Annotated in this window: 10 protein-coding genes and 2 pseudogenes; 6 read left to right on the top strand and 6 right to left on the bottom strand. The window is 68.0% G+C overall.

The window, feature by feature from the left end:
* The first annotated feature begins 351 nt into the window (after positions 1-351).
* Positions 352-1353 carry a YecA family protein gene (locus OHA58_RS40795; RefSeq protein ID WP_405474907.1) on the top strand — a complete coding sequence of 334 codons (1002 nt, stop codon included), beginning with the start codon at positions 352-354 and terminating at the stop codon, positions 1351-1353.
* 278 nt (positions 1354-1631) lie between these two features.
* Positions 1632-3578, top strand: a complete 1947-nt coding sequence (locus OHA58_RS40790; protein ID WP_405474909.1) for a hypothetical protein — start codon at positions 1632-1634, stop codon at positions 3576-3578.
* A 546-nt stretch (positions 3579-4124) separates the two neighbouring features.
* Here OHA58_RS40790 and OHA58_RS40785 read toward each other — a convergent pair.
* Positions 4125-5441: an ATP-binding domain-containing protein gene (locus OHA58_RS40785; protein WP_405474912.1), complete on the bottom strand. Its 1317-nt coding sequence runs from the start codon at positions 5439-5441 to the stop codon at positions 4125-4127.
* A 155-nt stretch (positions 5442-5596) separates the two neighbouring features.
* On the opposite strand from OHA58_RS40785, the gene OHA58_RS40780 reads away from it, so the two are divergent.
* Complete coding sequence (locus OHA58_RS40780; protein WP_405474915.1) at positions 5597-6550, top strand: IS481 family transposase; 954 nt, start codon at positions 5597-5599, stop codon at positions 6548-6550.
* Here the strand turns inward: OHA58_RS40780 and OHA58_RS40775 are convergent.
* A complete protein-coding gene (locus tag OHA58_RS40775) occupies positions 6533-8965 on the bottom strand; it encodes an AAA family ATPase (protein ID WP_405474917.1) in 2433 nt (810 codons plus the stop codon). The two genes, OHA58_RS40780 and OHA58_RS40775, sit on opposite strands and share 18 nt — an antisense overlap.
* A 720-nt stretch (positions 8966-9685) precedes the next feature.
* Here OHA58_RS40775 and OHA58_RS40770 point away from each other — a divergent pair.
* Both OHA58_RS40770 and OHA58_RS40765 read left to right on the top strand, forming a co-directional pair.
* Positions 9686-11296, top strand: a complete 1611-nt coding sequence (locus tag OHA58_RS40770; RefSeq protein ID WP_405474920.1) for a hypothetical protein — start codon at positions 9686-9688, stop codon at positions 11294-11296.
* A gap of 177 nt (positions 11297-11473) precedes the next feature.
* Complete coding sequence (locus OHA58_RS40765) at positions 11474-11905, top strand: DUF6281 family protein (RefSeq protein ID WP_405474922.1); 432 nt, start codon at positions 11474-11476, stop codon at positions 11903-11905.
* Between the two features lie 7 nt (positions 11906-11912).
* Here OHA58_RS40765 and OHA58_RS40760 read toward each other — a convergent pair.
* Positions 11913-12194: pseudogene (locus OHA58_RS40760) on the bottom strand (transposase); the annotation flags it as partial.
* A 24-nt stretch (positions 12195-12218) separates the two neighbouring features.
* Between OHA58_RS40760 and OHA58_RS40755 the strand changes: the two are divergent.
* Positions 12219-12836: a transposase gene (locus OHA58_RS40755; protein WP_405474925.1), complete on the top strand. Its 618-nt coding sequence runs from the start codon at positions 12219-12221 to the stop codon at positions 12834-12836.
* Here the strand turns inward: OHA58_RS40755 and OHA58_RS40750 are convergent.
* From OHA58_RS40750 to OHA58_RS40740, 3 genes and pseudogenes are all read right to left on the bottom strand, one after another.
* Positions 12813-13226, bottom strand: a complete 414-nt coding sequence (locus tag OHA58_RS40750) for a transposase (RefSeq protein WP_405474927.1) — start codon at positions 13224-13226, stop codon at positions 12813-12815. The genes OHA58_RS40755 and OHA58_RS40750 overlap by 24 nt on opposite strands.
* A 26-nt stretch (positions 13227-13252) precedes the next feature.
* Positions 13253-13366 (bottom strand): annotated as a pseudogene (locus OHA58_RS40745) (transposase); the annotation flags it as partial.
* A 229-nt stretch (positions 13367-13595) separates the two neighbouring features.
* Positions 13596-15281 carry a hypothetical protein gene (locus tag OHA58_RS40740; RefSeq protein WP_405474929.1) on the bottom strand — a complete coding sequence of 562 codons (1686 nt, stop codon included), beginning with the start codon at positions 15279-15281 and terminating at the stop codon, positions 13596-13598.
* Between the last annotated feature and the right edge of the window lie 266 nt (positions 15282-15547).

The following is a 15547-nucleotide window of genomic DNA, read 5'->3' as shown; positions in this document are numbered from 1 at the left end:
CGCTCCGACTTGGTGGGCTTTGACGGCTTGTGCTCGGCTTCGGCCGGGTCGTTGTCCGTACTGGAGCAGCCAGGACAAAAGCCGCCAGTACGAGCGCTGTTGTTGTGGTGCCGACGATGCGGCGCATGTCTTGCCCCGCGGTCCGGATGTACTGGTTGGGCATGATGCGCGAAAGTAGACAAGAGGTGAAGAAGTTGTGTTCAATTCGTGTTATCGGCGGGCGCGGGGGCGCCACGCCGATCTCACGATTGCAGGCCGCCGACGGTCTGCAGACCGAGGGGAAAGAGCTCCAAGCACAGCAGGAACGCAAAGCCGGCGCCTCACGTCAGCTGGCAACAGGGGGGAACGATCATGGTCCATGCACCGCAGGAGACGGTTGCACTGCCGCGCCGCATGCAGCACCTGGAGCGCGACCGACGCGGCTATCCGGTGATCGCGACGGTGGAACGCAGCGTCGAGGGAGTGAACTTCGGGGCAATCAACGAGCGGCGCAAGCTGGCGCTGGCGACCTTTGACTGGTGCGCCGTGTGCGGCCTGCCGTTCGAGGGCGAGCTGCGCTGGCAGATGATCCCGCAGGACGGACCGCTGCCGACCACTGCGCTCAGCGGTGAAGCCCCCGTCCACGAGGTGTGTGCGCTGTACGCGGCGCAGGTATGCCCATTCCTGTTCTCCCCCAACTCCCGGCTGGGGGACGAGGCCAGGAAGGGGGCCACCCGCGTGGAGGTGGTGCGGTTCGCGGGATTCCGCGACACCCGTGCCGTGTTCGCGCATGAGTCCGGGCTGCAGCCGGGCATCCACACGCTGCACTTCGAACAGTCGGAGCGGGCGGACGACTTCTCGTATCGCACCCCGACGGACATCCAGGAGCGGTTCGCCAAAGCCCTGGCGGAAGAAGGAGAACTGCCGCTGAGCGATGCGGAAGCCGCACTCGTGCGGCTGTTCAACCGTGTGGACGACCATGACGACGGCGATGTGGTGACGGGCGCGGCCCTAATCGCAGGGGCCGCCTTCGCCAAGGACATCTTCCGCTTGCAAGGCCTGAAGGCGTTCCGGACAGACACCTACCCCAACGGCGCCGCACTGCTCTTGAGAGGCACTCCCCAGGAGATCCGTGAATTCTCGGCCCAGGCGCGCGACGAAGCGTTCAGCGCGGTGGGACCCTGGCTTCTGGAGCGCACCGACGCGCTTCCAACTCCGCTTACTCGCTGGCGCACCCGCGGCAACAGCATGGTGCGCCGTCCGGTCCAGCAGACTGACGGCCCCGGGCGCAGCGTCTCAAAGAACGCCCCGTGCCCCTGCGGGTCCGGACGCAAGGCACGGCGGTGCCACCCCGCGGGCGTTGCGTCCCAGTAGACGGGGAGACGCGTAGGGCCCTGGTTCGACTGGGGCCGCCCTGCAACAACCGACCACAGCGGCCGGGCCTCGCTGTCCGCCTTGAAATGTCGCGACCGAACAGTGCTGCGGAGCATGCCGCACCACTGCCAAGACTTTTCAAAACTGTTCACCCAAACTGACCCGCCGCTCCCGGTATGCACGACGGACTTCAGATCATCGCCCGGTCGGCCAGCAGTCTCCTGTCTGTGTCAGTGGCCACCGCTAGGCTCAACAAGCACCGTTATGGGGGAGGTTGTGTGACGTACGGTCTACTGACGCCGGATGTGCCGCTCGGTCCGTTCGAGGGCTCCCGTGTCACCGTGTGGTCGGCGCAGGGCAAGCAAGCGAAACTGCATGCCAAGCCCTCGTGCTCCTACTTGCGTTCCGCCCGCTTCACCGAGCGGGAGGTGCGGTTGGATGCCGCGACGGTCGGCCGGTTATGCCCGCAGTGCACGGCATACGGATCCTGGGCACGTCCCGGGACGGGACTGGCCATTTTCCTGGATGCGGTGACTGGTCTGGGGCTGCTGTATGAAATGGACCGCTATCACGAGGCGGACGAGGACACATACAGCGACGAAGAAGTGGGCCAGGCGGCCTCCATACTCATCCGGGCCGCGGCTGGCAGCGAGGAGGGTACTCCTGGCAACGTTGAGGGCGAAGCCGAAGACGACGCTGAGGATGAGAGCTGGGAGGAGCTGCAGGAAGCCCGGCACGTGCGTGAGACCGTCTTCGCTGAATGGCTCGACGCGCTGACCAGCCTGACCCGCGTGTCCCAGGTCCTGGACCACTTTCCCTGGCTGAGGTCCTGGGCCCGGGCAGGCGTGCAGCTCAAAGCCGACCACCTGGAAGTACTGCGGGCCCAGGCCGCACGGCTGGTAGCGCCGGACTCACTCGTGCTGGCGGCAGCGGTATCGGTCTCGGAGAAACCGGACCTCCCCTCCGACGATCCGGCTTTCGCCCTGCTGGGCAATCCTGCTGAGGTGGCAGCGCAGTTGACGTCATTGTGGCGGCAGTGGCGCAGCAAGGTAGAGGACAGCTGGGATCACCCGCGTGAGCAGCAGTACCTCGTCCACCACCTGGCGAGCGGAATGAGCAGCCGGCGCAAGGGATACGACCTGCTGATGGAGCGTGCCCAGGAGCTGGTGAGTACCTGGGAGCGGGCTGCGCAGTCGACCGCAGCGGACGAGCGCGAAGAGTGTGTCCTGGTCGGGCGCGTTCCCGACACTGCTCTGGCACAGCATGGCAGCCGTGAGCCGGTCATCGACCGGCTGAGCGAATGGGAGCGAGCAGTGCTCGCCTCGTACACGGTCGCCGTGGACTGGGGGCAGCCGGCCGTCACCGTGCGGGTTCCCCAACCGGTGGCGACCTGCCTGCTGTCAGGGCAGTCCGCGCTCGCCTACGACGCGCCAGCCCACCAGACGCCGGCATCCGTGGCCGTTGCGGAACCTACGGCCGGGGCTGACGAGTCCTTGCGGCCCGGGGTGTTCGACGACACTCCGGTCAACGGTCGCCGCCTGGTGACCGTGGAGCATCTGCGGGCGCTGCGCAGCACGATGGCGGATGCGGAACAGTTGTATGTGGTGCTCGGTGTCGGCACCGGCGTGGAGGTGGTGGCGCTGAGTGCTCTGGAGCAGCGGTGCGGCTCCGGCTGGCAGGGTGTCATCCTCGCCGGCGCCAGGGACCTGCCCGATGCACTGTTCGAGACCGGCCTGCTGGCCATGCCCGAAGGCGCGTCTGAGGGCGCAGGCGTGTGGACTCCTCGTGTGTACGACCCACACGACGAGGCGTTCGGCCGCAGCCTGGGCGCGGCAGAGGGCGAGCGGGTGCTCGTGCGGCTGTGCGAGGGACGCCGCAACGCCGGCCAGGCGCTGAAGTCCCTGGCCCTGGCCCGCTCGGTGGCAGACCTGCGTGATCTCGAGGCCGCCGGATACGACGACCAAGGACACCCACGCAGCCCGTTCGCACCGGCCGTCTGGGACGGCCTGCTGGCGATGGAACAACTGGACCTGGAGCCCTTCGGGTCCGGCTTGGACGGCGACTGGCCCCGCGGCTCGGGTCTTCCCCTGGGGGTGCTCGCTTCGGTACAGGCCTACACCACGGACGCGGCCGGCCGTTTTCAGGGCCGAGCCCACTCCCCCGACTGCGCGCACCGACGCCCGCAGCCCGGGGTTCGGCCACCACGACGAGATCGTCACCATTGAAGAGCTGCTGGGCAACAAGGAGTTCGACCCGTGCAGCAAGTGCGGCGGGTACGCGGTACGCCGCCTCACCGACGCTCAGGTCGCCTACTACCGTGCCGCGCACCGGCTGCACGACCTCGCACGGCTCATCCGCGCAACTCCTCGGCAGCGGGCGGTCGATACTGAAAAGTTCACCCGGACTCTCGATGAACTCGGCGACCTGGATACCCCCACGGCTGAGGCGTGGTTCCCATCGATGGGACAAGCCCGCCAGTGGCGGCGGATCACGGACCGTCTACGCAATGAGGTGCAGCAGCCTCCGGCCACCTGACCCAGACGACACCGCCGCCCCACGTCACCGGGCCGGCGGCGTCCCCCTGGAGCAGCACTGGCTGGCTGACGACGAGGGCAAGTAGCACCATGCCGCATCGTGGTCTCTTTCGAAGCGGCGTCCGACTGGGCGCGGCCTCCTCGGTGGGCGTCGCTGTGGTCCGCACGGGTTGGTGCGGACCACAGCGACGCCCACCTGTCCCGCAGGCCGCGCACTCCCCGTCGGATCGGAGCAGTTCAGGTTCTACCGCGGCGGGTGATCTTCCCAGGCCGGATAGTGACGGACGTCCCGAAGAGTTCCTTGAACTTCCTTTCCCAGTCGCCCTCTTTGACGCCGCCGCGGTCATCGGTGGTCAGCAGGGTGCCGTGAGGGCCGCCCTTGGGGCCGGGCAGGATTCCCTGGGCGGCGTACCAGGCCTTCTTCTCGTTCCATTTCGCGGCGTAGCTCGCGTCGTCGAGCATGCCCAGGTGTTCCCAGTAGATCGGGCGGCCAGGGTCATCGGTGGTGACGGTGAAGTCGGGAAAGCGGCGGCGTCCGTCGCTTCCGCGTAGTGGCCTTTCGTAGGTGAAGCGGCCGTCGGCCAGGCGTTTGAGGAGGTCCGCGATGATGAGCTCATTCTTGGAGCGCACAGTGAGGCCGAAGTGTGTGATGTGGACCAGGTGGCCGTCGAAGAGTCGCCGTTGCCCTTGTGCATCCTGGACTGGAACGGGTTTGGGGGCCCGGGTGAGGTCAGTCAGTCGGCGGGCTGTCTCTGATGCCGTGGGGTTGGCGCGCTCGCGCAGGGTTTCCAGTGGGCCTTCATGACAGACGATGATCTTGTCGGTCTGGCGGGTCATTGCGGTGTAGAGCAGCTCACGGGAGATACTCTGCAGGCCTGCGGGCAGCATGAGGATGACCGTGCCGAATTCGCTGCCCTGACTCTTGTGGACCGTCAGGGCCCACGCCAGTTCTAGTGCCGGATCGGTGTCGGTTCCCGCACGGTCGGCTGTGATTCTCAGGCCCGGCTGGGAGGGAAATTCGATCTGGGTGTAGCGGGGGGCCGCTTTGCTGCCCTTGGACTTGAGCTGCCCGGTGACTACTCCGACTTCTCCGTTGGCGACATACTGCGATGCTGTGGTGCGGGTGGCCGTGTTGTAGGCGGTCAGGCTCTGGTTGCGAGTGTTGACGACTTTGTCTCCCACAACGATCTGTTCCGGGCCGAATGGCTTGGGTGTGCGGCGGAATCGGGACTTCAGCGCCAGGTCCAGGGCTGTGCGCCGGTAGGTCTGCTTCAGGCGCCGGTTGAGGTGGGTGGTGCCGTGGGGGTGACCGCGAACGGGTGAGAGTACCTGCCAACGCTCGCACTGTTCCGGGGCCGTGCTGTAGTCGGGATATGGGGTGCCGTTCGCGCTGTGCCACACTCCGGCACCGTAGGACTGGGCAAAGGTGAGGTCGTCGCGAACGTCGAACTCACGGGCCAGGATGTCGCGCAGGACTTGGGCGGGTGGACGGCCGCCCCAGTGCTCGGCGCGCAGGGTCGGCGTGTCCTGTCCGCCCAGCAGTTTCTGCCACACCTCTTCGGCGTCGTCGGGTCGTCCGTCTCCGCTGAACCAGCGCGCTAGGTGTTCTGTTCGGGCACGTTGGTGACGGCAGGGTGGTCTTGCGTGGGTGAGGGCCTTCTGGTTTCGGTGGTGATTGCGACATCTACCGCCGAGTGCAGGAGGCCCTCATGTGCCACCGTAACGCTCCTCTGACTCCCACCGGCAGGCTGCGCCTGGCCTGGTGCATCGTTGAGGACGGCTGGCCGCTGCGGCGGGCCGCGGAGCGGTTCCAGGTCAGTCACACCACCGCCAAACGCTGGGCCGACCGCTACCGGCAACGGGGCTGGGCGGGCATGAACGACCGCTCCAGCCGCCCGCACCACTGCCCGCACAAGACCCCCGCCGACGTCGAGGAACTGGTCGTGCGGCTACGCCAGGAACACCGGATCGGCCCCCAGCGGATCGCGGTCCGCAGTGGCGTCGCCGCCTCGACCGTTCACCGCATCCTGCGTGACCACCGCCTGCCCCCGCTGGCCACGCTGGACCGGGCCACCGGCCGGCCCATCCGCCGCTACGAACGCAGCCGGCCCGGCGAACTGCTCCATATCGACGTCAAAAAACTCGGCCGCATCCCCAACGGCGGTGGCCACAAGATGCTGGGCCGGGCCGCAGGCCGCAAGAACCGCGACCGCGCCGGACTGGCCTATCTGCACACGGCGTTGGACGACCACTCCCGCCTCGCCTACACCGAAGACCTGCCCGACGAGACCGCCATGACCTGCGCCGGCTTCCTCCAGCGGGCCACCGCCTGGTTCGCCGACCACGGCATCACCATCGAACGCGTGCTGACCGACAACGCCTGGGCCTACAGCAAGACCACCTGGCGCGAGACCTGCCGGCAGCTGGGCATCCAGCCGCGCTGGACCCGGCCCTGGCGGCCGCAGACCAACGGCAAGGTCGAGCGCTTCCACCGCACCCTGCTCGAAGAATGGGCCTACCAGCGGCCCTACACCACCGATGCTGAACGCCAGGCAGCGTTTGGCGACTGGCTCGACTGGTACAACTACCACCGACCCCACACCGGAATCAGCGGCCACACCCCAGCCAGCCGCGTCACCAACGTGTCAGAACAACACAGCTAGGGCCAAGTCATCGCGTGCGTGGCCTTGTTGGCGGCGCAGGATGGTCAGTTCGGCCCAGCCCGGCGCGACACGGGGCCAGGGCGGGGTGTCTGGCCGGCGGCTCTGTTCGAGGTCAACGAACGGCCGTCCGGCACCGATGGGCGGCAGTTGTCGGGGGTCGCCCACCAGGACCAGTCGGTGGGTGATGTCTGTACTGTCCAGGAGCGCGGCAAGCATGTCCTCGGTCAGCATGGACGCTTCATCGACCACCACCGTCCCCACGGTGATGCGGTCGGCGTCGGGGTTGGTCAGATAGCGGGCGCTGCGGTCGTCGTAACGGCGGAGTTGGCGCAGGTACTGGGCGAGGGTGAAGGCCGGATGCCGCACTTTCTGCTCGAGCTGCACACGCGCCTTCCCGGTCGGTGCCAGGAGCAGGAGCCCGTCTCTGCGGACTTCGCTGCGTTGTGCCAGAGCGCGGATCAGGGTGGTCTTTCCCGTGCCGGCGGGCCCGTTGAGGAGCATGACACGGGAGCGGTAGATCATCTCGAGCGCCGCGGCTTTTTCCTCGCGGGCCCGCTGCTCAGCCAGTGTCTCGTCCTGGGGGGCGGAAGGGGAGGCCGCGGGCAGGGAGTCCAGCACGGTGTCCAGGGAGCTGGCGACGTCGGCGGGCACTGAGTGCGGGCCGCCTTCACGCATCTGGTTGAGCCGGTCGCGGATGAAGGTGCGGCGCATGGCCGCGGACGCGAGCTTGTAGGCGGGCTTGTTGTCGTGGAGGTCGGCTCGGCGCAGCTGGGTGAAGGGGTCAGGGGTGTTCTCGGTGGCGGGCGGCAGTGCTGCTGGCAGGAGTCCGAGGGCTTGGAGCATCGAGGGGCGGGTGGGGAGCGGGAAGGTCAGGGTCATTTGCTCGAGGCGTTCGATGACCTGTTCCTGGGGCAGCAGGGTGTGCCCCTCGGTGTCTTGGGCACGGGCGAGCACGGTCGTGATGGCGGCGTCCGCGCGGCGGCGGTCGTGCGGGTCGTCGAAGGGAGTGGTGAGCGGCAGCGGGTGGCGCAGGGTGGTTTGCCGGTCGGGGAAGACGCCGCGGTCGATGGTCTCGAACGCGACGGGGTCGCCGTCGTCGACGGTGCAGGTGACAAGTTCGTAGGGGTTGTCCAGCAGCAGGGCGGCACCGGTCTCCACTGCGGTGGTGCCGTCCAGGACGCGGGTCACCGTGTCGGCGGTGAGGTCGAAGCGGGACAGGACCCGCAGCGCTTGGCGTTCCTCGGCGGGGGTGTTGGCCCAGATGGTCCGGCGCGTGTCGGTAGCCAGGGCCTTCACAGCGGCGGGTACGGGGCGCTGTTCGAGCAGGTTTTCCAGCAGCGGCCAGGGGTCGTCGCCGTTGCTGGTTGCGGAGATGAGCTGGTGGGCGCAGAAGGTGGGGTGGAGGAATCCCAGTCGTTCCAGCACGGCGGGCAGGCCGGGTGCGGGTCCGCGGCGTTTCCAGGCGTGGGAGAGCTGTTCGTCCAGCCAGGTCAGGGAGGCTTCCGGGATGGTGACGCTGTCTTCTTCCAGGGCGATGGCTGCCCGGGCTGCTCGGTTGAGTTCCATCAGGGAGGCCACGGCGGCATCGGGGGAGATGTGTTCGGTGGCGTAGGAGAAGTTGCGGCCGTTCTCTGGCGCGGCGGCCAGGGCTTCGGTCACATCTGTGCCCTGGGCGGCGAGGGTGGCCAGGGCCTGTAGGGGCAGGAGAATCCCGCCGCTGCCGTCGGCACGCAGGCTGTGTTGCAGGGTGGTCTCCCACATATGGCTGGGGAAAGCGCTGCTCTCTGATCCCGGCCAGGTCGGTGGCGGAGTGCGGCTGGTGACGAGCGCGGCTCCCACAAGCAGGCGCCTCGGCTGGCCCTCGAAGGGGCTGTGCTTGAGGTAGAAGAAGATCAGTGACTGGTCGGCGACGACGTCTTGGAAGAACGCCTCGATGACTGCCTGCTGGTTGTCGCCGTTCATGACCCAGGTCATCTGGCGCTGACTGAAATGCTCGGCGACCCGATCTTCGGCGTCGGGCTGGTATCCGGGGACGGGCCGTTCATCGAGCACGGTCTGCTCGAGGTTGTCGCGGTGCAGCCAGAAGTACGGGATGCCATGGACCGAGTGGGCTGGCAAGGCGAGGCGGGCCGGCTGCAGTTCCTTCAGGCTCCAGGCGTAGGGGTGTTCTCGCACGGCCACGTGGGCGCGCTCGCTCATGAAGGCGCCGCGTTCGAGCGCGCATGGGGGGATCCGGCCGCCCAAGGTGTTCCAGTCCTGGCCGCGGTGGTCCGCCTCGAACTGGTCGTCGCGTTTCCTGCCGATCGAGTCCAGCAGCATGCAGGCGTGGTTGGCGGCCGGGTCGGCGCAGACCGTTCCCGCCCATCCTGCGTCGTGCCAGGGGACCCGTGCGGACAGATGCTGAACGTATGGCATGGCGGCCTCCCCCGGTGCTGAGCCAGTCAACCCACCCTAGCCGCCGGTTCCCTGGGGCCTCACTGGAATTGCGGACCACGTGCCCGGTACCGGTGGGGGCGGGCGGATCCGCTCGTTCCTGCAGGCTGGCGCGGGCAGTGGGGGCGTGTCTGCCGTTAGCGGGGACCCTGGTCTGCGGAGTACTCGCGGGTCAGCAGGACGGCGAGGCTGGCGAGTTGGTCGCCGGTGAGGTGCCGCCGCAGGACGTCGGCGGTCTTCTCGCGGTGGGAGCGAGGGAGAGCAACCGTAGGTCAGCGGGCTCCGCTCCGGCAATGGGTCAGGGGATGCGTCGCAAGGCGGCTGTCACCACGGCGAAAAGGCCGAGTAGGGCGAACTCTCTTGCAAGTAGAGGGAGATGACGCTCGCAACCGATCTGCAGCGGATCGTCGGCGGGGTGCAGGCTTGCGGGTATGTCGTTGCGCAAGGGGGCACGAACAGCGCCAACTGCGAAGCGACTGGGGGCCGCTGGACGAGAATGGCCCAGAGTCGGGAGGCGCAGGGCGGTTGTCAGTGGGCGACGACAGAATAGGCGCGACGCTGCAGTCCTGGAATGGCGCAGCACCACTGGACCACCGTCGCGTACCGCAGTTTCGGGTCTGCGACTCCCGACCCAGGTGTCGTGACGGCCGCGCTGGCGGTGCCCCCGTATGGTCCGCCAGATCCGTGCAGGAGGTTCGCACCATGGCAAGCGCGCTTATCGCTCCGATCCGCTCCCGCCGCACAACGGCCCCGTCTGGCAGTGATGGTGACGGTCCCCGCGAGGCTCCGCCGCAAGCCTTCACCATTCGTGCCGCGGTGCTGGTCCGTGTACGCGGCGGGGAGGAGGACACCGCCCGTGAGCAGTGGGAGCGGTGCGGGCTGTTGTTCTCCCGCGTGGACGATGCCCGGCAGGATGAGGCGACGGCGCTCTACCGGGTGGAGGTGCGTCTGCAGGGAAGCCGATGGGGCGCGTTGAGCGAGGCTGAACGCCGCGTCATGGCGGCGCTCGCAGGCCGGGTGACGGCACATATCGGAGACGCCACACTGCTGGAGCCCGAGGAGGCACGAACGGCTTCCAGTACCTGGCACGTGCACCGGAAGGCTGCCTGGGGACCGGGCTGGGCCACACGGCTGTGGGTGTCGGTGGGGGCAGCGGACGTGCACCGGCGGGTGCGTTTGGACGGTCCGGGCACGCGCGAGGAGGCTTTAGCGGCTCTTCGCCTGCAGCCGGACTTGGGGGGTGTGGAATTTGACGAGGACCGTCATGACCTGCGTCCCGGAATCGCCTCAGCCCATGCCCTGCGTCCGCAGGAGCCCACTCCCTGGTACGCCCGGGCCTGGGGGCTTGCCGGCATGGCAGTTGGCGCCGCCGCCATGATCTTTGGCTGGGTGCTGGCAGGATTGGGCCTGTGGTGGCAAGTCGTGCTGACGCCGCTGCTGCCTCTGTCGGCGTGGTGGGTGGGCGCATGGATCGCCGACCGGGAACGGCACTCCCGAATGATCGTCTGGCTGTGCGGGCTGACACTCGTCGGCAGTACCAGCTCCTGCGGCTTCATGATCCAGCTGCTTTCCCCGGCGCTAGGAAGCGTGGGCGTTCTGCGGCCGCCAGGGGTACTACTGTGCGGGCTGCTGGTGCTGCGTGGCTGTACTTACGCGCTGCGCCAGAGCTGGTTCTCCCGCAACGTTGCTGCCCTGCTGCCGATCGCCGTTCTCCCCCTGGCGTGGGTGCTGCCCTGGATGGGACGGCTTGTGCAGGGTGTCTACCTGACTGTGTGCCTTGGTGTCCCTCTCACAGCCGCCAACGTCGATCCCCTGTGGATGTATCTGGCCGGCGTGAAACCGGCGGGCCTGTGCATCGCGGCCGCGCTGTGCGGGCTGGGCGTGCTCGGCTGGGTTCGGCACTTCTACTGGATCAGCGGCTCGAAGGCGTACTGCATCGTCGTGGTCAGCACATTCACCCTGCTGACGATGGTGGTGGCCTTGATCGTGGGGCTGTCCTCAGCCACCGCGGCGGCACATCGCACCGCCGCACAGTCTGCGGCCGGGCATGACCCTTCGTCATTCTTCGGCATCAGCGCCCGTCTGGTCTGCGTGAGTCCGCTCGATGCAGCACACACGGCCGTACAGCCAGGGCCGTTGCCCACCGGCCACCCGGTCCTCGCATTCGACGTCACCGGCGACGAGACCTGGCTGTGGGATCCACAGCGGGCCAAAGGCACAGGCGACCTCACGAAGCGGGCGCTGCGCGTGCGCACCGATCAGATCGTCACCCGACCCGCAGCCCGTGGAGCCCACACCTGTCCCCCGCTCTAGGGTCTCTCGTTTGGATCATGCGAGAAGGGCGAGTCACCCAAAGCGGAACGAACCAGTTCGCCTCGAGCTCCGTCATGGTCATGAATGGATCGGGAGCCGCGCCCGGGGTCCGAACTCCCCATGCGTCATGCGGTACCCGGTGAGACGGAGCGCGCACGCTCCAGAAGGAGCCCACCGATGCGAATCAGCAGCTCAAGCCGACGCAACGCCGCCATGTCGACGCGGTCGCGGCGGCTGCCGTGGTACTCGGGCATGATCATGGTCGTGGCCGCGCTGACGACCGCCTGCACGGCGCAGGGCGGTGGCGGAGAGGCCGAAGGGTCATGCGCGATCGCTGCCATGTACGGGGGCCGCACCTACACGCAGGTGGCCAACGTCGACTTCACCGTTGGCGAAGCACTCGGCCCTGCCGAGTTCCCGCCCTGCGATGACACGCCGGGCCACGACGACGATGCCGCAGGGCCCGAACCGACCACGGCCTATGCCGTCGACGGCTTGAATCCACGTATCGCCATTGCGATGCGGTACACCTCGCACGAGGTCATGCTCCTTGCCGTCCAACCCGGTGGCAGCCTGCCTCCGGAGGTCAAGACCCTGACACGAGGCTAGGGTTGGATCAGCGTGTGGACCAGAGGAAGATGCCTGCGATGTGGAGTCCGGCCAGGTAGATGGTCGCGGTCTTCTCGTAGCGGGTGGCGATGCCTCGCCACTGCTTCAGGCGGTTGATGCACCGCTCGACAGTGTTGCGCTGCTTGTATGCCTCCCGGTCGAAGGCAGACAATCTGCCACCGGCCCGTCCGCGCCGCATCCGGTTGGCCCGCTGGTCGGCCCGTTCCGGGATCACTGCGCGGATACCGCGTCTGCGCAGATGGTCCCGGATCTCGCGGGAGGAGTACGCCTAATAGGCGTTGAGGACTGGGAGTTGGATCAGCTCTGGGCAGGGGTCGAGACCGACCGCCTGCTCGAAGTGTTCCGCCGGACCTGGCTTCGTCAGCCGGCTTTGGTGGAAACGGCGATGGGACACCAAACACTTGCCTTGCTCGCCCAGCTCGAAGCCGCCTGCAAGGCCTGCGACGAGCTGGCGAGCGCCACCGAGGAGCTCTTCCTGCAGCACCCCGACGCGGCGATCATCACGAGCTTCCCGGGTCTCGCCGCGCTGACCGGCGCCCGGCTCCTCGCCGAAATTGGCGACGACCGCACCCGGTTCGACACAGCCCGCGATCTGAAGGCTTACGCCGGAAGTGCCCCCGTGACGCGCGAGTCCGGCAAAAGCCGCCGCGTCAGCCACCGCCGGATCAAGAACAGCCGCCTGGCCGCAACCGGCCGGCACTGGGCTTTCGCCGCACTCACTGCCTCAATCGGCGCCCACGACCACTACAACCGCCGAAGGGAGACCGGCGATCGCTACTACGCGGCTCTCCGAAACCTTTTCAACCGCATGCTCGGCCAGCTCCACCACTGCCTGACCACCCGCCAGAGGTTCAACGAGGCGCTCGCATTCGCCCCACCGAAACCATCACCACTCACCGCAGCTGCTTGACCCGATAGCTGCATGGGGTGTCTTGTCGGCCAGGACCATGTCCGGCCTGGTGCGGGGCCGTCCACGGCGGCGGGGAACGCGCAGGCGGGCCATGACGTCCGTGAATGCGGGTGCGTCCCCGGCCTGTCCGGCGGTGAGGACGAACGCGAGTGGCCGGCAACGGCCGTCGGCCGCGAGGTGGATCTTCGTGGTCAGTCTGCCGCGGGAGCGGCCGATGGCGTGGTTGTCCGGCTCACAGTCCGGAGCCCCTTTTTGCGGGCTCCGGACTGTGAGCTGGTGAGCGCGCACGATCGTGGAGTCCACCGAGACGGCCCAGGCCAGGTCCTCGCCCGCGTCGGCCTGGTCACCAGGGCGGTGAACACCCGCTCCCAGGTGCCGTCGACGGCCCACATCCGCAGCCGGTTGTAGACGCCCCGCCAGTTGCCGTACTTCTCCGGCAGGTGCACCCACTGGGTCCCGGTCTGAAACTTGAAGGCGATCGCGTCAATCACCTCACGGTGATCTCGCCACCGGCCACCCCGCTTCGGCATCCGGTCCGGAAGTAACGGCTCGATCCGCGCCCACTGCGCATCAGTCAACGGCACACCCGGACCAACGACCGACTGATCCAAACGAAACCGCCTAGGCCTGCCGCCCCGCGCAGGGCCGGTGTGGCAGGACGCGCGTGGTGAGCGACGATGCCTGGTCCGCTCTCCTGTCGTCCACCGATCACTGGCCGTCTGCCACTGCCTAGCTTCTGTCGTGCCCCGTGCTGCGCGGTCAGGGGGTGCTGTCGGTGAGCCAGTACGGGTCCCAACACGACTGAGGCGGTCGGGTGACGAGGTGCATGCGCAGGCCGCGGGGTCCGTGGACGCCGGCGTCTGGAAGGTCGATAAGCCAGTCGAGGATGGGGTCGGGGACCTGGTCTGGGGCATCGAGGTCGGCCAGGAGGGCATCCGGACCGCGCTCGTCGTAGGGCGATGGCAGGGTCAGGCCCGCGGCCACGGCGTCGTCAATGATGCGGCGGCAGATGCTGTGCCAGCGGCCCTGTCCCCACCAGGAGTCGGTGTAGCTGGTGGAACCGCCGATGCTCATCAGGATCAACGTGGTCTGGGGGCCGAGGACCTCGTGGTCGAGCTGGCGCCAGCGGTCGAGTTCTGCGGTGACGGTGGCGGCTACCTGCTTCCAGCCCGGGCCGAACAGGGAATGGACCGGGGTGCCGTCGGCAAGGGCCCACTGCGGATCCATCAGAGCATCCTTGATGCTGTGCCAGTCGATGCCCTCCGCGGGGCAGATGTGCTGTTGGGTGACGCGAGTGACGGCGATGTTGACACGGGCCATCAGCACGTCGGTGTCCAGGTGGTGGTCTTCCACCGCGGTGTTGTTGCGCCAGCACCAGGCGGCCACCCCCAGCGCTGCCGCGTCCGGCACAATGTCGGGCTCGACGTTCCGGCCGTCCATGCCGACCACCCAGTCCAGGTAGGCGCTCAACCATTCGTTCTCGGTGACCTCCTGGAGCAGATCGGCCAGCGGCAACCGCCGAAAGTCCGCAGCCGGCTGGAAGATCCGGCGGACTCTGCGCAGGGCGAACTCCTGCTTGGCCTCCGGCGGTGCCGTGTCAGCGACAAGGACGTGAGCGGCATCCAGCAGCCCGGCTTCTCCGGCGGCGGCCTCGACGGCGGTGACGGCCTGCTCCCCGGAGGCGGCGACGGGGATCTCGATGCTGTCCTCCAGCAGGGAATAGGACTCGGGCCACTCTCCCGTCACGTCGTCGAAGGGCTGCAGGGCCAACACGCCCCGGTGGGGGTGGTATTCGACGCCCACGCCGCCGTCGCCGCGCCACAGGGCGGCGAACAACAGCGCGCCCTCCTGCTCATCGAAGTCGCTGTCCCACTCCTGCGGCAGGTCGAAACCTGCCCACTCCAGCGCAGCCAGCAGCTCCTCCAACCGCGCCACGTAGGTCTCCCAGTCGCGGCCTGAGGGAGGGGACACGGCAACGGCCGCACTGTCTGACGGTGCCGCCTCGGTGGGGTGGCTGCCGGCGGCTGGCGCAGGTACGTGCGCCGGGTGAAGTCCGGTCCGTGGGGCGATCATCTCGCGGAGCCTGCTGGCCTGCTCGGCGATCTGCTGGCGTTCGGCGGAGCGGCAGCGTGCGCACAGATAGCGGTACTCGTGGCCGAAGCGCGCCGAATAGCGGGTCAGGGAGCGCGTCTTGCCGCAGTCGGGGCACGGGCCGTGCCCGCTCTTGGGCCACCACAGCCACCACTGGCCTTCGTAGTCGCCGGGCTTAGGCACCACTCCCCTGCCGACGAGGACTTCCGCCAGCCGCCGCATGCTGCTGTCACCGAGATGGCGCGGCACCTGCGCGTACAGCAGGTCGTGGGCGGCCAGCAGCACGGCGTCCGCGACGCTCTGGCCGGTCTCAGTGCGGCGCAGCACGCCCAGTGCCGCGGCCAGTTCAGTCACCCCGGAGCTGTGCATGTTTGCGGGGCGGCCCTCGCGTAAGGCCAGAGCTTTGGCAGCATCGAGGTCAGCTGGTGAAGGTGCAGGAATCGTCACATGCGGAGAATAATCCCGCCCTCTGACAGCATGGGCTGGCGAGGTGCGGAAACGAGACTGTGGGACTTTTTCGCTCCCATGGCTGAGCCACAAGCGGTATAACTGCGCACATCCCTGCAGCATGCTTCCGCTGACTCGAGACTGCCACGCATCTCCGCCAGGCTTGGGACCAT

It is taken from the genome of Streptomyces sp. NBC_00009 (genome assembly GCF_045040855.1).
In the GTDB taxonomy this organism is placed as follows: domain Bacteria; phylum Actinomycetota; class Actinomycetes; order Streptomycetales; family Streptomycetaceae; genus Streptomyces; species Streptomyces aureus.
Note: the sequence above shows the minus strand (reverse complement) of the source record. Positions and strands in the feature narration are given on the sequence as shown.